15 protein-coding genes are annotated in these 19,746 nt (G+C 71.0%); 9 read left to right on the top strand and 6 right to left on the bottom strand.

The features are described 5' to 3' along the window. The first annotated feature begins 20 nt into the window (after nt 1–20). Nucleotides 21–1,157 carry a UDP-galactopyranose mutase gene (gene glf / locus ACFWJ8_RS14850; protein ID WP_378812855.1) on the top strand — a complete coding sequence of 379 codons (1,137 nt, stop codon included), beginning with the start codon at nt 21–23 and terminating at the stop codon, nt 1,155–1,157. A gap of 25 nt (nt 1,158–1,182) precedes the next feature. Here the strand turns inward: glf and ACFWJ8_RS14845 are convergent, their stop codons facing one another. Continuing rightward, nucleotides 1,183–3,264: an acyltransferase family protein gene (locus ACFWJ8_RS14845; RefSeq protein WP_378812852.1), complete on the bottom strand. Its 2,082-nt coding sequence runs from the start codon at nt 3,262–3,264 to the stop codon at nt 1,183–1,185. Nucleotides 3,265–3,433: 169 nt separating this feature from the next. Next, a complete protein-coding gene (locus tag ACFWJ8_RS14840; RefSeq protein WP_378812849.1) occupies nt 3,434–5,695 on the bottom strand; it encodes a hypothetical protein in 2,262 nt (753 codons plus the stop codon). 116 nt (nt 5,696–5,811) lie between these two features. On the opposite strand from ACFWJ8_RS14840, the gene ACFWJ8_RS14835 reads away from it, so the two are divergent. Continuing rightward, nucleotides 5,812–6,618: an ABC transporter permease gene (locus tag ACFWJ8_RS14835; protein ID WP_378812846.1), complete on the top strand. Its 807-nt coding sequence runs from the start codon at nt 5,812–5,814 to the stop codon at nt 6,616–6,618. Further along, complete coding sequence (locus ACFWJ8_RS14830) at nt 6,618–7,367, top strand: ABC transporter ATP-binding protein (protein WP_378812843.1); 750 nt, start codon at nt 6,618–6,620, stop codon at nt 7,365–7,367. The genes ACFWJ8_RS14835 and ACFWJ8_RS14830 overlap by 1 nt, the downstream gene beginning before the upstream one ends. Before the next feature lie 28 nt (nt 7,368–7,395). Here the strand turns inward: ACFWJ8_RS14830 and ACFWJ8_RS14825 are convergent, their stop codons facing one another. The 3 genes from ACFWJ8_RS14825 to ACFWJ8_RS14815 all read right to left on the bottom strand — a co-directional run bounded on the left by ACFWJ8_RS14825 (nt 7,396) and on the right by ACFWJ8_RS14815 (nt 11,261). Further along, nucleotides 7,396–8,382, bottom strand: a complete 987-nt coding sequence (locus ACFWJ8_RS14825; RefSeq protein WP_378812841.1) for a glycosyltransferase family 2 protein — start codon at nt 8,380–8,382, stop codon at nt 7,396–7,398. Between the two features lie 72 nt (nt 8,383–8,454). Further along, nucleotides 8,455–9,807: an O-antigen ligase family protein gene (locus tag ACFWJ8_RS14820; RefSeq protein WP_378812839.1), complete on the bottom strand. Its 1,353-nt coding sequence runs from the start codon at nt 9,805–9,807 to the stop codon at nt 8,455–8,457. After that, complete coding sequence (locus tag ACFWJ8_RS14815) at nt 9,804–11,261, bottom strand: O-antigen ligase family protein (protein WP_378812836.1); 1,458 nt, start codon at nt 11,259–11,261, stop codon at nt 9,804–9,806. The genes ACFWJ8_RS14820 and ACFWJ8_RS14815 overlap by 4 nt, the downstream gene beginning before the upstream one ends. A 105-nt stretch (nt 11,262–11,366) precedes the next feature. Here ACFWJ8_RS14815 and manA point away from each other — a divergent pair, with 105 nt between their 5' ends. From manA to ACFWJ8_RS14795, 4 genes are all read left to right on the top strand, one after another. Beyond that, on the top strand, nt 11,367–12,515 hold the full coding sequence (manA, locus tag ACFWJ8_RS14810) for a mannose-6-phosphate isomerase, class I (RefSeq protein ID WP_378812833.1): 1,149 nt from the start codon (nt 11,367–11,369) through the stop codon (nt 12,513–12,515). A gap of 180 nt (nt 12,516–12,695) precedes the next feature. Then, on the top strand, nt 12,696–13,022 hold the full coding sequence (locus ACFWJ8_RS14805) for a WhiB family transcriptional regulator (protein ID WP_378812968.1): 327 nt from the start codon (nt 12,696–12,698) through the stop codon (nt 13,020–13,022). Nucleotides 13,023–13,124: 102 nt separating this feature from the next. After that, a complete protein-coding gene (locus tag ACFWJ8_RS14800) occupies nt 13,125–15,995 on the top strand; it encodes a glycosyltransferase (RefSeq protein ID WP_378812831.1) in 2,871 nt (956 codons plus the stop codon). After that, the gene (locus tag ACFWJ8_RS14795) at nt 15,992–17,398 is read left to right on the top strand and encodes a DUF5719 family protein (protein ID WP_378812828.1); all 1,407 of its coding nucleotides are present in this window, start codon (nt 15,992–15,994) and stop codon (nt 17,396–17,398) included. Before ACFWJ8_RS14800 ends, ACFWJ8_RS14795 begins: the two co-directional genes overlap by 4 nt. Before the next feature lie 19 nt (nt 17,399–17,417). Here ACFWJ8_RS14795 and ACFWJ8_RS14790 read toward each other — a convergent pair whose 3' ends face one another. Next, nucleotides 17,418–17,861 carry a hypothetical protein gene (locus tag ACFWJ8_RS14790; protein WP_220302416.1) on the bottom strand — a complete coding sequence of 148 codons (444 nt, stop codon included), beginning with the start codon at nt 17,859–17,861 and terminating at the stop codon, nt 17,418–17,420. Nucleotides 17,862–17,964: 103 nt separating this feature from the next. Between ACFWJ8_RS14790 and ACFWJ8_RS14785 the strand changes: the two genes are divergently transcribed. Continuing rightward, nucleotides 17,965–18,171, top strand: a complete 207-nt coding sequence (locus ACFWJ8_RS14785; RefSeq protein ID WP_026305609.1) for a DUF3499 family protein — start codon at nt 17,965–17,967, stop codon at nt 18,169–18,171. Nucleotides 18,172–18,245: 74 nt separating this feature from the next. Next, complete coding sequence (gene ahcY / locus ACFWJ8_RS14780) at nt 18,246–19,745, top strand: adenosylhomocysteinase (protein WP_378812825.1); 1,500 nt, start codon at nt 18,246–18,248, stop codon at nt 19,743–19,745. Nucleotide 19,746: the final 1 nt, after the last annotated feature.

Below are 19,746 nucleotides of genomic sequence, written 5' to 3'. Positions count from 1 at the left end.
CGACCTCATTAAGGCAGCGCATGGATCTCCTCATCGTCGGTTCCGGCTTCTTCGGGCTCACCATCGCGGAACGGGCCGCGGCATCCGGTCGCAAGGTCACGGTGATCGACCGCCGATCGCACATCGGCGGCAATGCATACAGCGCCGCTGAGCCGACGACGGGCATCGAGGTCCACCAGTACGGGGCGCACCTGTTCCACACCTCGAATCCGGGCGTCTGGGAGTACGTCAACCGCTTCACGTCGTTCACGAACTACGTGCACCGCGTGTACACCAACCACAAGGGCGTCGTGTATCCGCTGCCGATCAACCTCGGCACGATCAACCAGTTCTTCCAGGCTGCCTATTCGCCGGACGAGGCCCGTGCGCTGGTTCATGAGCTCGCGGGGGAGTATGACGCGAAGGATGCCGCCAACCTGGAAGAGAAGGGCATCTCGCTGATCGGGCGGCCGCTCTACGAGGCGTTCATCCGCGACTACACGGGCAAGCAGTGGCAGACCGATCCGAAGGACCTGCCGGCCGAGGTGATCAGCAGGCTCCCGGTGCGGTACAACTACGACAACCGCTACTTCAACGACACGTGGGAAGGGCTGCCGACCGACGGGTACACGGCGTGGCTGGAGCGGATGGCCGATCACGACAACATCGAGGTCAAGCTCGACACCGACTTCTTCGACCCGTCGCAGCCACTGAACAAGCAGGCGACGGTCGGCCAGGTCCCCATCGTCTACACCGGCCCCGTCGACCGCTATTTCGACTACGCGGAGGGTGCGTTGTCGTGGCGCACGCTCGACTTCGAGCAGGAGGTGCTCGAGGTGGGCGACTTCCAGGGCACGCCGGTCATGAACTACGCGGACGCGGGCGTCCCGTACACGCGCATCCACGAGTTCAAGCACTTCCACCCGGAGCGGGCTGACCGGTACCCGACCGACAGGACGGTCATCATGCGGGAGTTCTCGCGGTTCGCGTCTCGCGACGACGAGCCGTACTACCCGGTGAACACTGCCGATGATCGCGCTGGTCTGCTGTCGTACCGGGAGCTCGCGAAGGGCGAGCAGGACGTGCTGTTCGGCGGTCGCCTGGGCACGTATCAGTACCTCGACATGCACATGGCGATCGGATCCGCGCTGTCGATGTGGAGCAACCAGCTGGCCTGAGCCGCCGCTCGCCGGCGGGCCGAGATCACTCCCCGTCGGCGTGGAGCGCCTCGGCGAGGCGGCCTTCGAGGCTGAGTGCGAACGATCGTGTCAGGTGGTTGTCGTCGGTGTAGACCACGACCCCGCCGATGCGTGACATGCAGCGCGTGCTGTCGCAGAAGGCGTCATCGAGATCGATGACGTCGACTCCCGTCGCTCGCGCGGCCGCCACCATCGGGTCGGCGAAGTCCGCAGCCCCCAGCGGGAGGCTGCACGCAGACGGGTTCGGTGCGGCAGCAAGGCAGTCGGCGGCGCTCTGGCCACCCTGCGGCGGGATGGCACTCATCTCGGGCGGATCGCGCAGCACGATCACGCGCTTGCCCGCCGCCTGGAGCGCCTGGATGGAGCTCTCGATCTCCGCCGTCGTCAGAGGATGGAAGGCGGCGGCGTCCGACATGTAGAGCCGCGTGCGGTTCGTGAGCACGACGGTGTCGATGTCGGGGTCGGCGGCGACGGCGTCGTGCACGCTGGTCGTGACATCGCGGCACTGTTCGGCATACGCCTGCTCGAATCCCCACGCGCTTCCCGTCAGCTCGCGCGACATCATCGCGCAGCCCGAGACGAGGTACGTCGTGAGGGTGCCTCCCTCCGCACTCACTGCGTCGCGCAGAGGCTCTGCGATGCGCGTGCCGTGCGAGTCCCCGATCAGTGCGACGTGCGGGCCGGTCGCGGGGATGGGCCCGAAGTCGCAGCGCCGAGCCTCTCCGGCGGTGGTGGCACGCTCACAGTCCCGGAACTCCTGAGGCGGCAGATCGATCGAGAACGACGCGAGCGACGCCACGAGGGGAACCTGCTCGACGGGGTCGCAGTCCTCGTCGAGCATCGCTGCGGCGGCGTAGCAATCAGGGACGCCGTCGGCCGTGGGCGGGGCCGGCGGCGTGATCACGTGTGTCGCGAGTGGCGCAGCGATCGCGATCACCAGGGCCATCACCGCGGCCGCACCGGCGAACGTCCATGCCGTCCGCGATCGGGCGACGAGCTTCGCCGTACGGATCGGATCTTCCACGAAACGCTTGGAGGCCCAACCGAGGACGAGTGACACCGCGAGCAATGCGATCGCGACGACCGTGCCGATCTGGAAACCGAACGCATAGGGGAACAGCACGATGAGTGGCCAGTGCCAGAGGTATGCGCCGTACGACACGTCGCCGACGAACTGCACAGGGCGAAGCCGGAACAACGGCGCGGGACTGCCGCGCCGCGCGGGCGTGCCCGCCGCGATCACCGCCAGCGCACCCACGACGGGAAGCAGCGCCGTGAACGACGGGAAGGGCGTCGTGCCGGTGTACAGGATCATCGAGACGGCGATGAAGGCGAAGCCCAGCCACGAGACCACCGGTGCGAGCCGCTCCGGGATCGGCTCGGCGACCTTGCCGATGAGGAGAGCCAGCAGGGCTCCGAGACCGAACTCCCAGCCGCGCGTGAACGTCGAGAAGTACGCCACCGAAGGGTCGGCCGCGGTCTGCACGATCGACAGTGTCAGGCTCGCCACGACGACGAGGCCGAGCACAAGCGGGACCGCGGTCCGCGCTACGCGTCGCCAGCGGGTCGCAAGCACGAAGGCGAGGATGATCAGGAGCGGCCAGAGCAGATAGAACTGCTCTTCGACGCCGAGGCTCCAGAAGTGCTGGACCGGCGACTTCACGTTCGACAGCGCCATGTAGTCGACCGACTGCGCGGCCAGCGCCCAGTTCTCGACATACAGGACCGATGCGACGATCTCGCCGCCGAACTGGGCCCACCGCGACTCCGGCACGAAGGCCCACACACCCAACGCTGTCGCGGCGAGGACGAGGAGAGATCCCGGCAGCAGGCGTCGCACGCGTCGAGCCCAGAAACGCGAGAGCGAGATGTGGCCGGAGGCTGTGCGCTCACGGATCAGGTGGGCGGTGATGAGGAAGCCCGACACGACGAAGAAGACGTCGACGCCGACGTATCCGCCGGGCAGCCGCTGGGGCCACAGGTGGAACAGCAGCACGCCGAGTACCGCGACCGCCCGCAGCGCCTGGATCTCGGCGCGCACGACGGGAGCGGCCGATCGGGTGGAGGTCGACGGCTTCGCCGTCACGGGAGCAGAGGCCAAAAGAGAGTCCGGGTCGGGGAGGGCCGGTCGGGCGAGTGAAGGACACCGCGTTCGCCGGACGGCGGGAGAGAGTCAGTCCATGCTACAAACCCCGCGACGATGCCTGGTTCCGTCGCCGAGCCCGCACGCGGGCTGGTCCGACTCGCGCGATCGGTCAGCGGAGCCGGTAGATCGTCACCGAGTCGTTCTGGAAGACGGGGTCAGCGAACTCCCGGAGGCCCGGCGAGACCTCGGTCTCCCCGGACGTGGCGACGAGGTAGTCGAGGCCGCGTTCGGCCGCCTGCCGCATCGACTCGGCGGTGGGTGCCTCGAACAGGGACTGGTTGAACGTGAGGAGCTCGGCGTCATAAGGCGGGTGCACGGCGCCGACCGGGTAGGCGTTCGCCGACAGTCCGTCGTACGCCCAGCCCTCGATCAGCACCCGGCGGCCACCGAGGCCTGACACCCAGAAGACGCGGGCGTCGCAGTCGGCGGACTCGGCCCCGACGCAGTGGTCGTTCACGGCAAGCAGCGCATCCGGGGCCGTGTTGTGCGCGATCCACGAGGCCGCTTCATATTCGTCCCGCACGCGCGCATCCGCCGCCGCGTTCGCTCCGGCGGTGGTCCAGCCGAATCCTGCTGAGACGACGATCGTCCCCACGAGCGCCCCCAGCACAGCGACGCCGGCGAGCTTCGCGACCGGCCGTGTCCGCCTCGCGATGGCTGCGACGGTGAGCACGAGGCCTGCGGCGACCAAGGCCAGCGCGGTGACGGCGAGCGAATCGACGGTCGCGCCGCTCGTCGTCCACTCCGCCGGCCACAGCGCGACGACGGCGACCGCGGTCGCGGCTCCCACGAGCGCCGCGGCGACGGCCACAGTGCGCCGCCGGGTGTCGGTGCCGACGGCCGCCGTGATCCACCAGGCCCCCATGACCGCGCCGACAGGTGCCGCCGCCTGCACGAAGTACAGCTGGCTGTAGCCGGGATGCCCGATCAGAAGTCCGCCCGCGACCCCGGCCCCGCACACGCCCGACAGGCTCCAGGCCACACTGTCGGCCCGCAGCTCGCGCTGGAACAGCGGCGCGAGACCCAGCAATGGGCGCAGGACGATGATGCAGGCTGTCAGGATCACCGCGGCCGTCAGCCGCGCGCCGTCGAACATCCCGGGGATGATCAGGCCATCGCTGCTCAGGGCGTCCGCGGGCAGCCGTTCGCGCACGAATCCGGCGAGGGTGGCGAGCGCGAACAAGGACGGACGACTGCCGGTCTGACTGCCGGACGTCCACGACGCCGAGACGACATAGGCGGGCACGATCACCGCCAGGAGGAGACCGAAGGGCAGCCACCGCTGCCGCAGCACGACGGCGGCCACGAGGCCGACCACTCCGGCTGCGGCCAGCAGCGGGAGCACGGTGGGTTTGGCGCCCGCCCCCACCATCACGGACACGACGAGGAGGACGATCGGTCCCGCCGCGCGCGCGGGAGCGGCGCGGACGAGCGACGCCACTGCCGACAACGCCATCAGGAGGGGGACGTATGAGTAGATCTGCGTCGGCGAGATCGCGCGGAAGAGGTCCTGGTACGCGAGCTGCGACATCCACGGGGTCAGGATCACCGGGGCGGCCGTGATCAAGGCGGCGAGCGCGCCGGCGGTCCGGCGACCGGACAGATCGACGGCGAGGACGGCGACGATGCCGATCACGAGCAGCGTCAGTGCGACCGGCCACAGCCGGAGGACGAGCGCCGGCACGTCGACCCCCGACATCATCGACGTCAGGGCGATGTCGGCGTGGGTGAACCAGTGATAGCGGATGGGACCGCTCGTCGCGACCTGCGGCGTCTGCAGCGGGAAGGACCGCATGGCCTCCGAGGCGAGGCTCATGTGCCACAGCAGATCGGCGTAGTACGGCCGATCGCTGGGGGGATAGGGCGCGGATGCGAAGAACACGCGCTGAGTGAGCACCGTCGCCACCGCGGCGGCTGCGATCCCCACGGAGGCGAGAGGGCCGAGCGTGCCGGAGGGGCGGGCGAAGACGCGCCGCCTGACCGCGGGGACGACGATCAGCGCCCCCGCTGCCACTGGCCAGGCCCAGAGCCATTCGCGCAGCCCGAGCACGCTCGCCGCGGCCCAGACGGCTATCCCCGCGAGGACGGCTGTCGCGCTGCCGTAGACGACCTCCGCGAGCCAGCTGCGCTGCGGCCCGCGCAGGGCACGGTGCAGCACGAATCCCGGCGCGACGACGCCGAAGGCGAGGTAGCCGGCGTACCGCGCGAGGTCGAGCGCCGGGACGCCGGCCGCCACCATCGTCGCGGCCCAGACGGCCAGCACCAGCACGGGCACGACGGCCCCGGCGAGGGCACGGATGATGCCGTCGGCTCGGGTTCGACCGCCACCGGTGGTGCCGGCGTGAGCCGTATCAGCAGAGGGACGTGGCATGGCGACTTCCAGGACGCCCCGGGATCTTCGTGGCCGAGGCGCGTCCGCCAATGCTATTGGCTGCCGCGTGAAGTCCCCGGCGCAGAGCGACGAAGTCACCGAACTAGACTCATGCCGTGACCCTTGCCGCCGTCGGCGCCCCCGGATCGCCCCGGCGCTACCTGCATTCGCTGTGGCTGCTGTCGGCCCGTGACCTCAGGGTCCGGTACGCGACGAGTGCGCTCGGCTACCTCTGGTCGGTGCTCGACCCGCTCGTCATGACCGCGATCTACTGGTTCGTGTTCACGATGATCTTCCATCGAACGGTCGGCTACGAGCCATACATCGTCTTCCTCATCACGGCGCTGCTGCCGTGGGTCTGGTTCAACACATCGGTGTCGGACTTCACCCGGGCCTTCAGCAAGGATGCGCGCCTGGTCCGCTCCACCGCGATCCCGAGATCGATCTGGGTGAATCGCATCGTGCTGAGCAAGGGCGTCGAGTTCCTGTGCTCGTTGCCGGTGCTCGCCCTGTTCGTCGTCATCTCGCAGTTCACGACCGAGCCTGCACAGCTGAACTGGGGTCTCCTGTGGATCCCCGTCGCCATCGTCCTGCAGACCGTGCTGCTTGTCGGACTCGGGCTGCTGGTCGCGCCGCTGTGCGTGCTGTGGGGCGACCTGGAGCGCACCACCCGGCTCATCCTGCGCGCCCTGTTCTACGCCTCTCCCGTGATCTACGGCGTCGAGGACCTCCCCGGCGTGTTCGAGACGCTCGCGGCGTTCAACCCGCTCGCGGGCATCTTCGCCCTCTACCGCGTCGGGTTCTTCCCGGGGGAGTGGGATCCGTGGGTGATCGGTGTCGGCGCGGTCATGTCGCTGCTGATCCTCGCGCTCGGCGCGTTCGTATTCCGGCGGCTCGAGCGGCCCGTTCTGAAGGAGCTGTGATGACGACGGCCGACCTGGCGATCGAGGTCGAGGGCCTCGGCGTGCGATTCCGCCGCAACCGGCGCGGACGGCGCAGCATCAAGGATCTCTTCGCCGACTCCTCGCGCCGGTCGAAGCCGGGCGAATTCTGGGCGCTGCGCGACGTCAGCTTCGATGTGAGGCCGGGGGACTCCATCGGCGTCGTCGGGCGCAACGGCCAGGGAAAGTCGACGCTCCTGAAGCTCGTCGCCGGAGTGCTGCTGGCAGACGAGGGGCGCGTCACGGTCAACGGGGGCGTCGCCCCCCTCATCGAGATCACGGGCGGCTTCGTCGGCGACCTCACGGTGCGTGAGAACGTCCGGCTGATCGCGGGACTCCACGGTATGGGCAAGGCGGAGATCGCGCGCCGGTTCGACGGGATCATCGACTTCGCCGAACTCGGCGACTTCCTCGATACGCCGTACAAGCACCTCAGCAACGGCATGAAGGTGCGCCTGGCGTTCTCGGTCGTGTCGCAGCTCGAAGAGCCGGTCCTGCTCGTGGACGAGGTGCTGGCGGTGGGCGACAAGGCGTTCCGCGAGAAGTGCTACGCACGCATCGACGAGCTGCTGGCGGAAGGGCGCACGCTGTTCTTCGTGTCGCACAACGAGCGCGACCTGCGTCGGTTCTGCACGCGCGGGCTGTACCTCGACAAGCACCGCCTCGCGATGGACGCGCCGATCGGCGAGGTGCTGGACCGCTACAACGCCGACTATCCCGTCGGGGACTGATCACAGCGCCGGCGCAGCGCCACCACACTCAGGCGGCTGCGGCCGCAGCCTCCAGGGGCGGCATCGGCTGCCACGAGACGTCCTTCGCGATCTTGCGCCCGTCGCGGAGTCCGCGGAAGAGGTTCGAGGTGCCCCGCACGGTGCGCTCCACGAAGAGCAGCCGGATGAGCTCCTTGCCGAACGTCAGCGTCGTTCCCAGGCCGAACGGCACCGGGCGGTACACGCCGAGCGCGCGGTAGTACTTCTTGATGTATGCCCGGTTGCGCATGATGTAGTAGCGGTACGCGTTGCTGGACGCGTTCATGTGGCGGATGCCCATGTCCCACTGCTTGATCTCGCGGGTGCGGCGCAGGACGAACTCGTCGACGATGACCGACTGCGTCTTGCGCGAGGCGAGCCAGCCGTACATCTGGTCGTCCCAGTAGATGAAGAACCGCGGGTCGGGGAGGCCGATCTGCTGCACGATGTCGCGGTGGATGAACATGCCCTCGAAGCATCCCGAGTTCATGGGCTTGTAGCCGGACGCGTCGAACTCGGCCGGCGCGAAGGGGATCGGGATGCCGAGCGGCTCGGCCACGCGGTACTGCCAGTAGAACGCGCTGCCGTCGTAGTCGTACCGGCGTCCCTGGATGCTCTTGAAGCGGGGCGCCCACTTGCCCATCTTGGCGAGCCCGTCGGGGAGGACCTCGACGTCGTCGTCCATCAGCCAGATCCATTCGGAGCCGAGCTCGTACGCGACCCGCATGCCCTCGCTGAAGCCGCCCGAGCCGCCGGTGTTGGTCTCCATGCGGCGGTAGACGATCTCGGCCGGCGAGAGGGCGTCGCGGAACGACTCGACGACGTCGCCGGTGTCGTCCGTCGAGGCGTTGTCGATGATGACGATGCGGCCCGGCTTCGGGTCCATCTCGCCGATGCTCGTGAGCAGGCGCGTCAGCAGGTTCGACCGGTTGTAGGTGACGATGGCGATCGTCGCGGACTGGGGGTCGAACTGCGCGGCGGACGGAACAAGGCTCACGGGCTGATCTCCGGAAGAAGGGGCAGGCGCCGAGACGTCGGGCCGACCAGAAGCCTACCCTGCGGGGATCGGCTATCCCTGGGTGCGGGAGTCCCCCTGGGCGTGGGGGAGCCCTTGATCTTCGGCGGAGGCGGGGCCGCCGGCATCCACTCCGCTGTCGAGGCGTTCCCGCCACGACCGCGACTGTCCGGCGCGGACGGTGCACAGCACGAGCATGAGCCAGCCCAGGCCGGTGAGCGTGAAGCTCTCGAACATCGAGTCGATGAGCAGCGCGACGAGGACGAGCGGCGTCCAGGCGTACACGACGGAACGGCGCTCGCCGGCCACGAGCCACGACCGCGCGAGCGCGAGCGCGCCCAGTGCGATGAAGAGCACCAGGCCGACCCAGCCCAGCTGCAGTGTGACGTCGAAGAAGGCGTTGAGCCCCGTCGCGTGCTGCTCGCCGAGCAGAGCGTTGACCGCGTTGAAGGGGAATTCGTGCAGATCCCACGGACCGAACCATCCCCAGCCCTGCACGGGGCGGAAGCGTACGAGGTCGACCATCTGGTTCCACAGGTCGACGCGCATCGAGAAGTCCGAGCCCGCACCGAGGAGGGCGATGATGGGATGCCGCGCCGCATAGCCGACGAACACCCCGATGACCACGAGCGCGCCGAGCGAGAGCTGCAGCGCCGCACGCCGTTCGGGTGCCGCGTGCCGAACGAGGACGAGGGCCCCGACGGCGAGCCCGACGCCGAGGGCGAGGACGACCACCGTGGGGGAGTCGCTGAGCACCGCGAGCCCGCCGGCGAGCACCACCGAGGCGACCGAGACTCCGGGGCGCACGGACTGGGTGCGGTATTCGATGAGGAATGTGATGAGGGCGATGACCGCCACGAAGCCGAGCAGGTTCCGCGTGCCGAAGATGCCCTGGATGGGCCCGAACTCGGCGATGTCGCCCTGCACCCCGAGGAACGTGAACGGGATGTCGAGCAGGATGCCGGACAGCACCTCGACGACCAGCGACGCCGCCAGCAGCACGCGCAGCACATCGCCCAGGGCACGCACCGTCTGCAGCGTGTCGCGCACGTGCCCGATCACGACGGCGAGGAACGCGACACCCAGGAGCGACACCCAGCTCCAGAACGACTTGCCGAAGTCGCTGCTCCAGAAGACGCTCGCGAACGCCCAGCCGATGAACACGATCACGCTGGTCGGCACGAGGCGCAGGAGCGAGATCTCGCGGCGCCGCACGACCATGACGGCGATCCCGAGGAGGCACAGCGACGCGATGATCGTGACGTAGGTGACGTGGCCCGCGATCCGTTCGATGGCGAACGCCGAGAAGACCGCGCTGAAGACGGTGAGCGTGTACGCACGGGCGAAGGATGCCGATCCCAGCAGGGTGCTGAACCAGCCGGCCCCGGCGTGCGGCGTGTCGGTCACGCGCCGCGTCCCGCCTGCCGCGGCGGGAGCGGAGCCTCACCGACGGCGGCCGGGTCCGGGGTGTCGGCGCCGACGGCTTCGCCGCGCTCGATCGCGGCGCTCTGTTCGGCGGGCCCGACCCCCACGTGCGGCGACTGCTTGATCTTGGCGCCGAACAGGGCGACCAGCATCCAGCCCCACAGCAGCAGCGGGCCCGACTCGGCGAGGCCCTGCACGAGGAGGATCGCGCCGACGAGGGTGGGCAGCAGCGTCAAGGGCGAGTAGGGGCGGTCGGCGCGCTGGTCCCAGCGCGGCCGATCGACGGCGAAGAACCACGACCGCCACACGAATGCCAGGTAGACCAGCGCGAGCAGCACGACGCCGATGATCCCGAGCTGCATCGAGACGTCGATCCACATGTTGTGGGCCTGCATCACGAGCACACCGTGGTCGGTGATGTGGACGTCGAAGGCGGGGTCGGCCGTCATCCAGGGGGTGGCGAACCCCCATCCCACCCACGGGCGCTCGGAGGCGCGCGCGAGCACCTGCTCCCAGATGCCCTCCCGACCGGTGAGGTCGGCACTGCGGCCGAGCGCGGTGAAGATGGCGTCGCGCAGCAGCCACAGCGCGACGGCCCCGCCCACGCCGACGAGCGCGTACGCGACGTAGTACTTGGTGCGCCCTCCCGGCTTCTCGGCTCGGCGCATGAGCAGCACCGTGATCAGCACGACGACGACGGCCGCCGCGGCGACGTACGCGGTGGCGGACGAGGAGCGCACGAACAGGTAGGCAGACAGCACGATCCAGCCCCACAGCAGCACCCGCCGGGGTGCGCCGGAGGCGAGCCGGATCGCGAACACGATGATGGCGAGCAGCGCGACCGGGCCGAGCAGGTTGGCGTTGCCCATGATTCCCTGCAGGCGTCCGCCGTCGAAGAGGTTGTCGCGGGACCAGTACTCGATGGGGTCGTCGGCCTTGCCCACGACGAAGCCGGGGAGGATCGGCTGCCCGACGACGACCGACACCCACAGCTCGAACAGCAGCGACAGCGCCATCACCCACTTGAGGGCGGACGCGATCGCCCGCACGAGCTCGCGCCACGTGAGCACGCTGCCGATGAAGAGGGCCTGGGTGGTCGTGATGTACAGCAGCAGCAGCGTGATCGCCGTCGTCTGCGGCCACGCGGACCACAGCAGCGACAGGGTCGCCCACGCGACGTAGCCGAGCGCGAACCAGGGGAGGCGACGGTACTGCACGGGCGGTCGCAGCGTGATCCACAGGATGACGGTGAGCACGCCGCCGCCGATCGTGACGACGGCGGTCGCGAGTTCGCCGAACGCGTTGATCCATGCGGTGCCCGAGAAGGCCATGAACAGGACGAAGATGCACCACGCGCGCAGCATGAGGTGGCCCGTCTTCTCACGGATCGGCGGGCTCGGCGGAGCCGACGCCGGGTGCTTCGAGTAGACGGCCATCGCACTCAGGGTACCGCGACGACCCTGCGCGCGACCTGGCGTCTGCGCGGGCCCCGGCGCGCCATCCGGCAGAGGTGCGCGAGGACCCGTCGGTAGGCTGGCCCGATGCTGATCCCCCTGGCGAACGACCCCCGCGACTACGCGTGGGGATCCACCACGCTCATCGCCGAGCTGGAGGGCCGCGCGCCGTCCGGCCGCGCCGAGGCGGAGGTGTGGTTCGGGGATCACCCGGGAGACCCTGCGGTCACGCCGGACGGCCGCACGCTGGACGCGTGGATCGCCGCGGAGGGCCGGGATGCCGGCATCCCGGCCCCTCTGCCCTACCTGCTGAAGCTGCTGGCCGCGGCATCCGCGCTGTCGATCCAGGCGCACCCGTCCAAGGCACAGGCCGAAGCGGGGTTCGCCCGTGAGGAGGCCGCGGGCCTGGCGCGCGACGCCGCAGACCGCACCTACCGCGACGACAACCACAAGCCGGAGCTCATCGTGGCGCTGAGCGACGAGTTCCGCGCGCTCGCCGGGCTGCGCGACCTCGACGCGTCGCGCCGGCTCATCGCCGGACTGGGCGATGGCGCCGCGCCGCTGGCGGATCGCCTGGCGGGCGATGCTGCCTCTCTCTCGGCGGTGATCGGCTGGCTGCTGTCGGACGGCGATGACGTCGCGCGCGACGTCATCGCCGCGGCCGTGTCGGGAGAGTCCGACGAGTTCGCCGCCGAGCTCGAGCTCGTCCGCACGCTGGAGGCGGTGTTCCCGGGCGATCCGGGCATCGTCGTCGCGCTGCTCATGAACCTCGTGACGCTGCGACGCGGCGAGGGGCTGTTCGTGCCGGCCGGCGTGCTGCACGCGTACCTGGAAGGGCTCGGCGTCGAGCTGATGGCGGCGAGCGACAACGTGCTGCGCGGCGGGCTCACGCCCAAGCACGTGGACGCGACCGAGCTCGTGAGCGTGCTCGACCCCGAGCCCGGCCTGCCGCCGGTGATCCGTCCGCGCGACCTCGGCGACGGCGTCCGCGCCTATGACGTGCCGATCGCGGACTTCGCTCTGTACGCCGTGACGCCCGCTGCCGCCGGGGCGACCGTGCCGCTCGACGGTCCGGCGATCGCGCTGGCGACCTCCGGTGCGCCTGTCGTCGCGGGCGCGGCATCCCGGGTCGAGGCCGGACTCGTGCCGGGCGGTGCCGTCCTCGTCACGCCCGACGAGGGAAGCGTGCTGGTGGCCGGCAGCGGAGAGGTCTTCATCGCCCAGCCGGGCCGCTGACGACCGTCGGCGGCTCGAACCCCCGGACTGTTATCACAGTGCGACACGCCGTCGGCGCGTCGTGAAGGTTCAAGAGCCGGTTGAGGATTTAGTATCTGCGACTTGACCTCGGTGAACTACACGGGTGTAATTATCCGTACACGCACCAGCGTGGAGCAGGATCACGGGGGTGAGAACGACATGACGGCTTCGCAATTCCGTTCCGGCGTTCCCGACGACTGGTTCGTCGATCCGGTTCAACTGGGGGTACCGGGGGTTCGCCGCAATATCGATGCGGAAGAAGACAAACCGCTCGCCTGGCAGACCGATGCATTGTGTTCGCAGACCGACCCGGAGGCGTTCTTCCCCGAGAAGGGCGGCTCCACGCGAGATGCGAAGCGCATCTGCGGGTCGTGCGATGTCCGGGGCGAATGCCTCGAATACGCGCTGCAGAACGACGAGCGATTCGGCATCTGGGGTGGCCTCAGCGAACGCGAGCGGCGCAAGCTCAAGCGCCGCGCGAGCTGAACAGCGCCGGTCGGCCGGACTCCTCCGGCCGACCCGGCGCGTTCGTCGCCCCCGGCGCGTTCAACAGGGGTGACGGACGTGCGCGCCTAGGCTGACCAGGACATGCCCGCTCGAGTTCACGCCCTCCTCGTCGTGCGTCCCGACGGTCGCACCCCGGCCGCGTTCCACCTGCGGCGCACGCTCGCCGCGCTCGACGACCAGGCGCGTCCCGTCGACGCGCTGACGATCGTCGTGTGCGGCGGCGACGACCACCTCCAGGAGATCGTCGCCGCCTCCTCCGCGACATCCGTGGTGACGGCACCCGCTTCCACGAGCTATGCCACGGCCGCCGCACTCGGGTTCGACGGTGCCGACGACGGCGCCGACGCCCGGTGGCTCCTGGCTCAGGACACCGCCCCCGAACCCGACGCGCTCGCGCAGCTGATCGGCGCCCTCGAGCTGTCGCCGTCCGTCGCCTTCGTGGCGCCGAAGCTCGTGCGCTGGGACGACCGCGCCGACATCGTCTCGCTCGGCGTCAGCATGACGCGGTTCGGACGGAGCATCGGCCTCGCCGACGGCGAGCTCGACCAGGGGCAGCACGACGCGCACGAGGACGTGCTCGGGGCCGACGTGCGCGGCATCCTGATCCGCACCGACGCCTGGGACTCGCTCGGCGGACTCGACGCCGGCCTCGCGGGTGCCGACGAAGGACTGGACCTCGGGGTGCGGGCCCGGCTCGCCGGCGCTCGTGTCTCGCTCGTCCCGGGAGCACGCGTCGCCGTCGCCGGAGACGGCGTCGCCGGCATCCCCATCCCGCTGACGGCACAGCGCCGCCGCCGCGCCGAATACGCCGAACGCGTCGCCCATCTGCATCGCCGGCTCGTCTACGCGCCCGCGTTCGCGGTGCCCGTGCACTGGCTGTCGCTGCTTCCTCTCGCGCTGTGGCGCACCGTCGTCGACCTCGTCCGCAAGCAGCCAGGGCGCATCCCGTCGGAGTGGGCGGCGGCCGCCGTCGTGCTCGTCGCGATCGCCCCGGTGTGGCGGGCCCGTCGACGCCTGGCGAGGACGAAGGGCGACCACGACGGCACGGGATCGTGGGCGCAGATCGCGCCCCTGCGCACGACCCGTGCCGAACTGCGTGAGCGTCTGGACGACGACCCCGAGGTCGCGCTCGGCGGTGTGCGACGCCGCGACCTGCGCTTCTTCTCGGGCGGCGGAGCGTGGCTCGTGCTGGCTGCGCTGGCGGCCTCGATCGCGGCCTTCCCCGCGCTGCTGGCCTGGCCGGTGCTCGGCGGCGGCGCCCTGCAGCCGCTGGCCACCACCGTCGGTCAGCTGTGGAACGACGCGACCTACGGGCAGCGCATCCTCGGGCTCGACACAGTCGGACCGGCCGACCCGTTCGCGGCCGTCGTCGCGGTGATCGGTTCGCTCTCGCCGTGGGCGCCCTCGCGCGCCCTTGTGCTGCTGTGGGTCGTCGCGCTGCCCCTCGCGGCGCTCGGCGGATGGTTCGCCGCGACACGCGTGACCGAGCGCTCGGGGCTGCGCATGCTGGGCGGTGCCGTGTGGGCGCTGTCGCCGACGCTCCTCGTGGCGCTCACTCAGGGCCGCCCGACCGGCGTCATCCTGCATCTGCTGCTGCCCTGGCTGTTCTTCGCCGGGTCGGTCGCGCACCGCTCGTGGGCGGGCGCCGGCGCCGCCTCGATCCTCCTCGCCGGAGTGCTCGCCACGGCGCCATCGCTCGCGCCGGCGCTGGCCGTGGTGTGGGTGGGCATGATCGTGCTCGCGATCGTCGTACGGTCGGGCCGAGGAGTGACTCGCCTGATCTGGCTGGTCGTGCCGTCGCTCGTGCTCGCCGTGCCGCTCGTGTGGAACGCGCTCGCGAACGCGCGGGTGTGGGGACTCCTCGCCGATCCCGGCGTGCCGTGGGCGGGACCGCAGGTCGCGGCCGACGCCGCGGGACGCGCGCTGCTGGCCGCCGGCATCCCGACCTCCGACCTGGCGGGCTGGACGACTCTGCTGCCGGACGGGCCGACCTGGTGGGTGCCGCTGCTGAGCGTGCCGCTCGCGCTCCTCGCCCTGCTCGCCCCGCTGACCCAGCGCTGGGCCGTCGGCACCGTGCTGCTCGCCGTGACGGCGCTCGGCCTCGGCACCGCGTTCGCGGCCGTCGGCTTCTCGGTGGCCTTCACGCAGTCGGTGTCGGTGCCGCTCTGGCCGGGCACCGGCCTGAGTCTCGCGTGGCTCGGTGCGCTCGGCGGCGCGCTGGTGTCTCTCGACGCCGGGCTGGCGCCCCGTGTCGCGTTCGTGCGGGGCGTGGCTGCGGCGCTCGTCCTCGCCGGTGCGGTGACGCTCGCGATGCCGTCGCTCACCGCTTTCACCCGGGGCGCCGCGACCATCGCGAACGGGCCCGCGAGCACCCTGCCCGCATTCGTGGCCGCCGAAGGGCGCGAGAGCCCCGATGTCGGCACGATCGTGCTCACGCCTCAGCCCGACGCCGGCGTGGCCGCGCAGATCGTGTGGGGCGGAAGCGAGACCCTCGGTGGCCAGACGACACTGCAGTCCACCCGCACGCACCCGACGCCGCAGGACGAGCAGGTCGCCGCGCTGGCCGCCGATCTCGTCACGCCGTCCGCCGACGACATCGTGGCCGAACTCGCCCGCGAGGGCATCGGCTTCATCCTGCTCGCGCCCGCCGCCGCGCCGGAGTCCGACGCGGCTCGCACGGTGCGGCTGTCGGCCACCACGGCGCTGAGCCAGCGAGACACGCTCGTCGTCGTGGGCGACACGGCCAAGGGCGAGCTGTGGCGCGTGGTCGACGAGGTCGCCCCGAGGTCGGACGAGTCAGCGTCGGAGATCGTGACGGGGCGATGGATCGGATTCGCGCAGATCGCCGTGTTCGGCATCGCGCTGCTGCTCGCCGTGCCCACCGCCGCGACCCGACGGGCGGCCCGACGCACGCCGCGCATCGTGGGACCCCACTGGCAGGAGGGCCGATGAGCGACCGCCGTGTGTTCCGCTGGGCGACCACCAGCGCCCGCCTGCTGATCGGCACCGCCGTGTCGGTCGGCGCCGTCGTCGCGGTCGTCACCGCCGTCTCCGTGCCGTGGCCGACCCTCGTCCGCGAGCCGGTGCGGATCGCGGCGACGCCGGCGCCCGCCGCGTCCGTCATCACGTGCGACGGCGGGCTGCTGTCGATCGGGCGCAACTCCGAGGATGCCTCGTCGCTCGCGCTCGCCGCGCGGCAGACGGTGCTCACGGGCGTGCAGGAGGGGGCCGCCGACGCGCAGCAGCAGACCTTGCGCAACGACGCCGTCGGCGAGGGGCCGCTGAGCTTCACCGCGCCGCCCGAGGACGGCGCGGCCGTCGACGTCGCGGCTGCGGGGGCTGCGACCGCGCGCGCGGACGACCTCGCAGGCTTCGCGGCGTCGGCCTGCCGCCCCCCGCTGCTGGAGTCCTGGCTCGTCGGCGGATCCGGCGCGACCGGCGCGGCGGACCTCGTGCTGCTGTCGAACCCCGGCACGGTCGCCGCGACCGTGCAGCTCACGGTGTACGGGGTCGCGGGTGCGCAGACCCCGCCCGGCGGCGCCGACCTCGTGGTGGCGCCCGGCACGCAGCGCGTGGTGCCGCTCGCGGGCATCGCCCTCGGCGAGGAGAACCCCGTCGTGCGCGTCTCTGCGGTCGGGGCGCCCGTCCACGCGTCGCTGCAGGCGAGCATCACCCGGACCCTCACTCCTGGCGGCGTCGATCAGGTGGCCCCCATCGCCGCGCCCGCGGCAATGCAGGTCATCGCGGGGGTCGCCGTCACGCGCGCGCCCGCCCAGGACGGCTCCGAGGGTGCCACGATGCTCCGGATGCTGTCGCCGTCGGTCGCGACCACGGCCCGCGTGACCGTGACCGCCGCCGGCCGCACCGAGCCCGCCCGTGCCGCGCAGGACGTCACGCTCGAAGCGGGTCAGCCGCTGGAGCTGGAGCTCGACGGCCTGGCCGCGGGCTCGTACACCGTGACGGTCGAGGCGCAGACGCCCGTCGTCGCCGCCGTGTGGCAGACCACGGGGTTCGACGAGGGCGACGACTTCGCCTGGTACACGCCGTCGCCGGAGGTGGCGGCATCCACGCTGTTCGTCACACCCGGCGGACCCGTCCCGACGCTCACCGTCGTGAATCCCGGCACCGAACCGGCGGACGTGAACGTCGCGGCCCAGGGCGGCGGGTTCCAGGTCGACCTCACCGTGCCTGCGGGCGGATCGACGACGGTGAGGCTCTCACCGCGCAAGGTCTATGTGATCGACCCCGCCGACCCGGTGCGCGCAGGGCTGTCGCTCACCGGCGACGGCGCGCTCGCCGGCATCCCGGTGTGGCCCGCGGACGTCGCGGCGCACGAGATCGTCGTCTACCCGTAGCGGCGTGACGGCGGACGCGTCAGAAGTAGCGGAAGCGCTCGGGACCGAGGTCCCACGGGTCGCGATCGAGGTACTCGGCCGCGGCGCGGAACACGGATCCCTCGACGAGCATGCGGTGGTGCAGCTCGTCGTCGCGGTGCAGGTGGCTCAGGCGCTCGATCGGCAGCCGGTAGAGGATGATGCGGCGCTCGTCGCGCAGCACCGTCCAGCGCGGGATGCCGTCGTCGTCGGTCGCGGCCGGCATGTCGGCCACCTCGAACCGCACGTCGCGCAGCTCGGACCATGCCGAGCGCAGGAACTCCGCGGCCGTGCCGACGGACAGGTCGAAGCGGTCGACGCGGGTGTCGAGCGGGGGGAGGGGCGGCCGGACGACCGAGCTGCGGCCTTCGCGGCCGTGGCGGCCGTGCCGCGCGGGGCGGCGCACCGCCGCGCGTTCGCTGGTCCGGGTCCGACGCCACGCCATGCGTCCATCCTAGGCCGGGAGGTGGCCGGACGGCCGTGTCGCGGGCGGAAGCGGGCGGCGCGGCGCGCGGCCCCTGTCGCCGGTTCGCGGTAGCGTCACCGTGATGCGCCAGAGAGTCTGCTCCAAGGTCGGCTGCGCCCGTGAGGCGGTGTCGACCCTCACGTACGACTACGCCGACCAGATGGCGGCCATCGGGCCGCTCGGAGCGGCGGGCGACCCGCACGCACACGACCTGTGCGCGCAGCACACCGAGCGGCTGTCGGTGCCCCGCGGCTGGGTGGTCGTGCGCCACGAGACGCTGCGCACCTGACACCCCGACGCCCTGCCACCGCGACGCCGGGACACGGGGCTCCGCCGTGAACGCGGGCATGGGACAATGGGCGGATGTCGACCCACACCGCCGTCGCCGCGCCCGCATCCGCCTCGGTCTCCGAGCCCGTCGAGGGGTTCGAGTACGAGGTCGCCGACCTCTCGCTCGCCGAAGCCGGACGCCATCAGCTGCGCCTCGCCGAGAACGAGATGCCCGGGCTCATGGCGCTGCGCGAGGAGTTCGGCGCGTCGCAGCCGCTGAAGGGCGCGCGCATCGCCGGATCGCTGCACATGACGGTGCAGACCGCGGTGCTCATCGAGACGCTCGTCGCGCTCGGCGCGCAGGTCCGCTGGGCCAGCTGCAACATCTTCTCGACGCAGGACGAGGCCGCCGCAGCCGTTGTCGTCGGCCCGACCGGCACGGTCGATGCGCCGGCCGGCGTGCCGGTGTTCGCGTGGAAGGGCGAGACGCTGGAGGAGTACTGGCGCCTCGCAGACCGCATCTTCGACTGGACGGCGGAGGGCTTCGACGGCCCGAACATGATCCTCGACGACGGCGGTGACGCGACCCTGCTCGTCCACAAGGGCGTCGAGTTCGAGAAGGCGGGTGCCGTCCCGGACGCCACGGCGGACGACTCCGCGGAGTACCGCATCGTGCTCGACACGCTGCGCGCGAGCCTGGCGCGCGACCCTCAGCGCTTCACCCGCATGGCCGCCGACCTCCTCGGCGTGACCGAGGAGACCACGACCGGCGTGCACCGCCTGTACGAGCTCGCGGCGGCCGGCGAGCTGCTGTTCCCGGCGATCAACGTCAACGACTCGGTCACCAAGTCCAAGTTCGACAACAAGTACGGCATCCGTCACTCGCTGCCCGACGGCATCAACCGCGCGACCGACGTCCTGATGGGCGGCAAGGTCGCGTTCGTGTGCGGCTACGGCGACGTCGGCAAGGGCGCGGCAGAAGCCCTGCGCGGCCAGGGTGCCCGCGTGATCGTCAGCGAGGTCGACCCGATCTGCGCGCTGCAGGCCGCGATGGACGGCTACCAGGTCGCGCGTCTGGACGACGTCGCGGGACTCGTCGACATCGTGATCACGGGCACCGGCAACAAGGACGTCGTGACGGTCGACGACCTGCTCAAGCTCAAGCACCTCGCGATCGTCGGCAACGTCGGCCACTTCGACAACGAGATCGACATGGCGGGTCTGGAGTCGCTCGAGGGCGTCGAGAAGATCGAGATCAAGCCGCAGGTGCACGAATGGCGCCTGCCGACGGGTCGCAGCGTGCTCGTCCTCAGCGAAGGCCGGCTGCTGAACCTCGGCAACGCGACGGGGCACCCGTCGTTCGTGATGAGCGCCTCGTTCACCAACCAGGTGCTCGCGCAGATCGAGCTGTACACGAAGCGCGACGAGTACCCGACCGCGGTATACGTGCTCCCCAAGCACCTCGACGAGAAGGTCGCCCGCCTGCACCTCGATGCGCTCGGCGTGCAGCTGACGACGCTGTCGGACGATCAGGCCGCCTACATCGGCGTCCCGGTCGAGGGGCCGTACAAGCTCGACCACTACCGGTACTGAC

Origin of the sequence: Microbacterium sp. NPDC058389, assembly GCF_042722305.1 — a bacterium.
GTDB lineage: Bacteria > Actinomycetota > Actinomycetes > Actinomycetales > Microbacteriaceae > Microbacterium.
The sequence above is the reverse complement of the archived record's forward strand: the minus strand, read 5'-3'. Positions and strand labels throughout refer to the sequence as shown.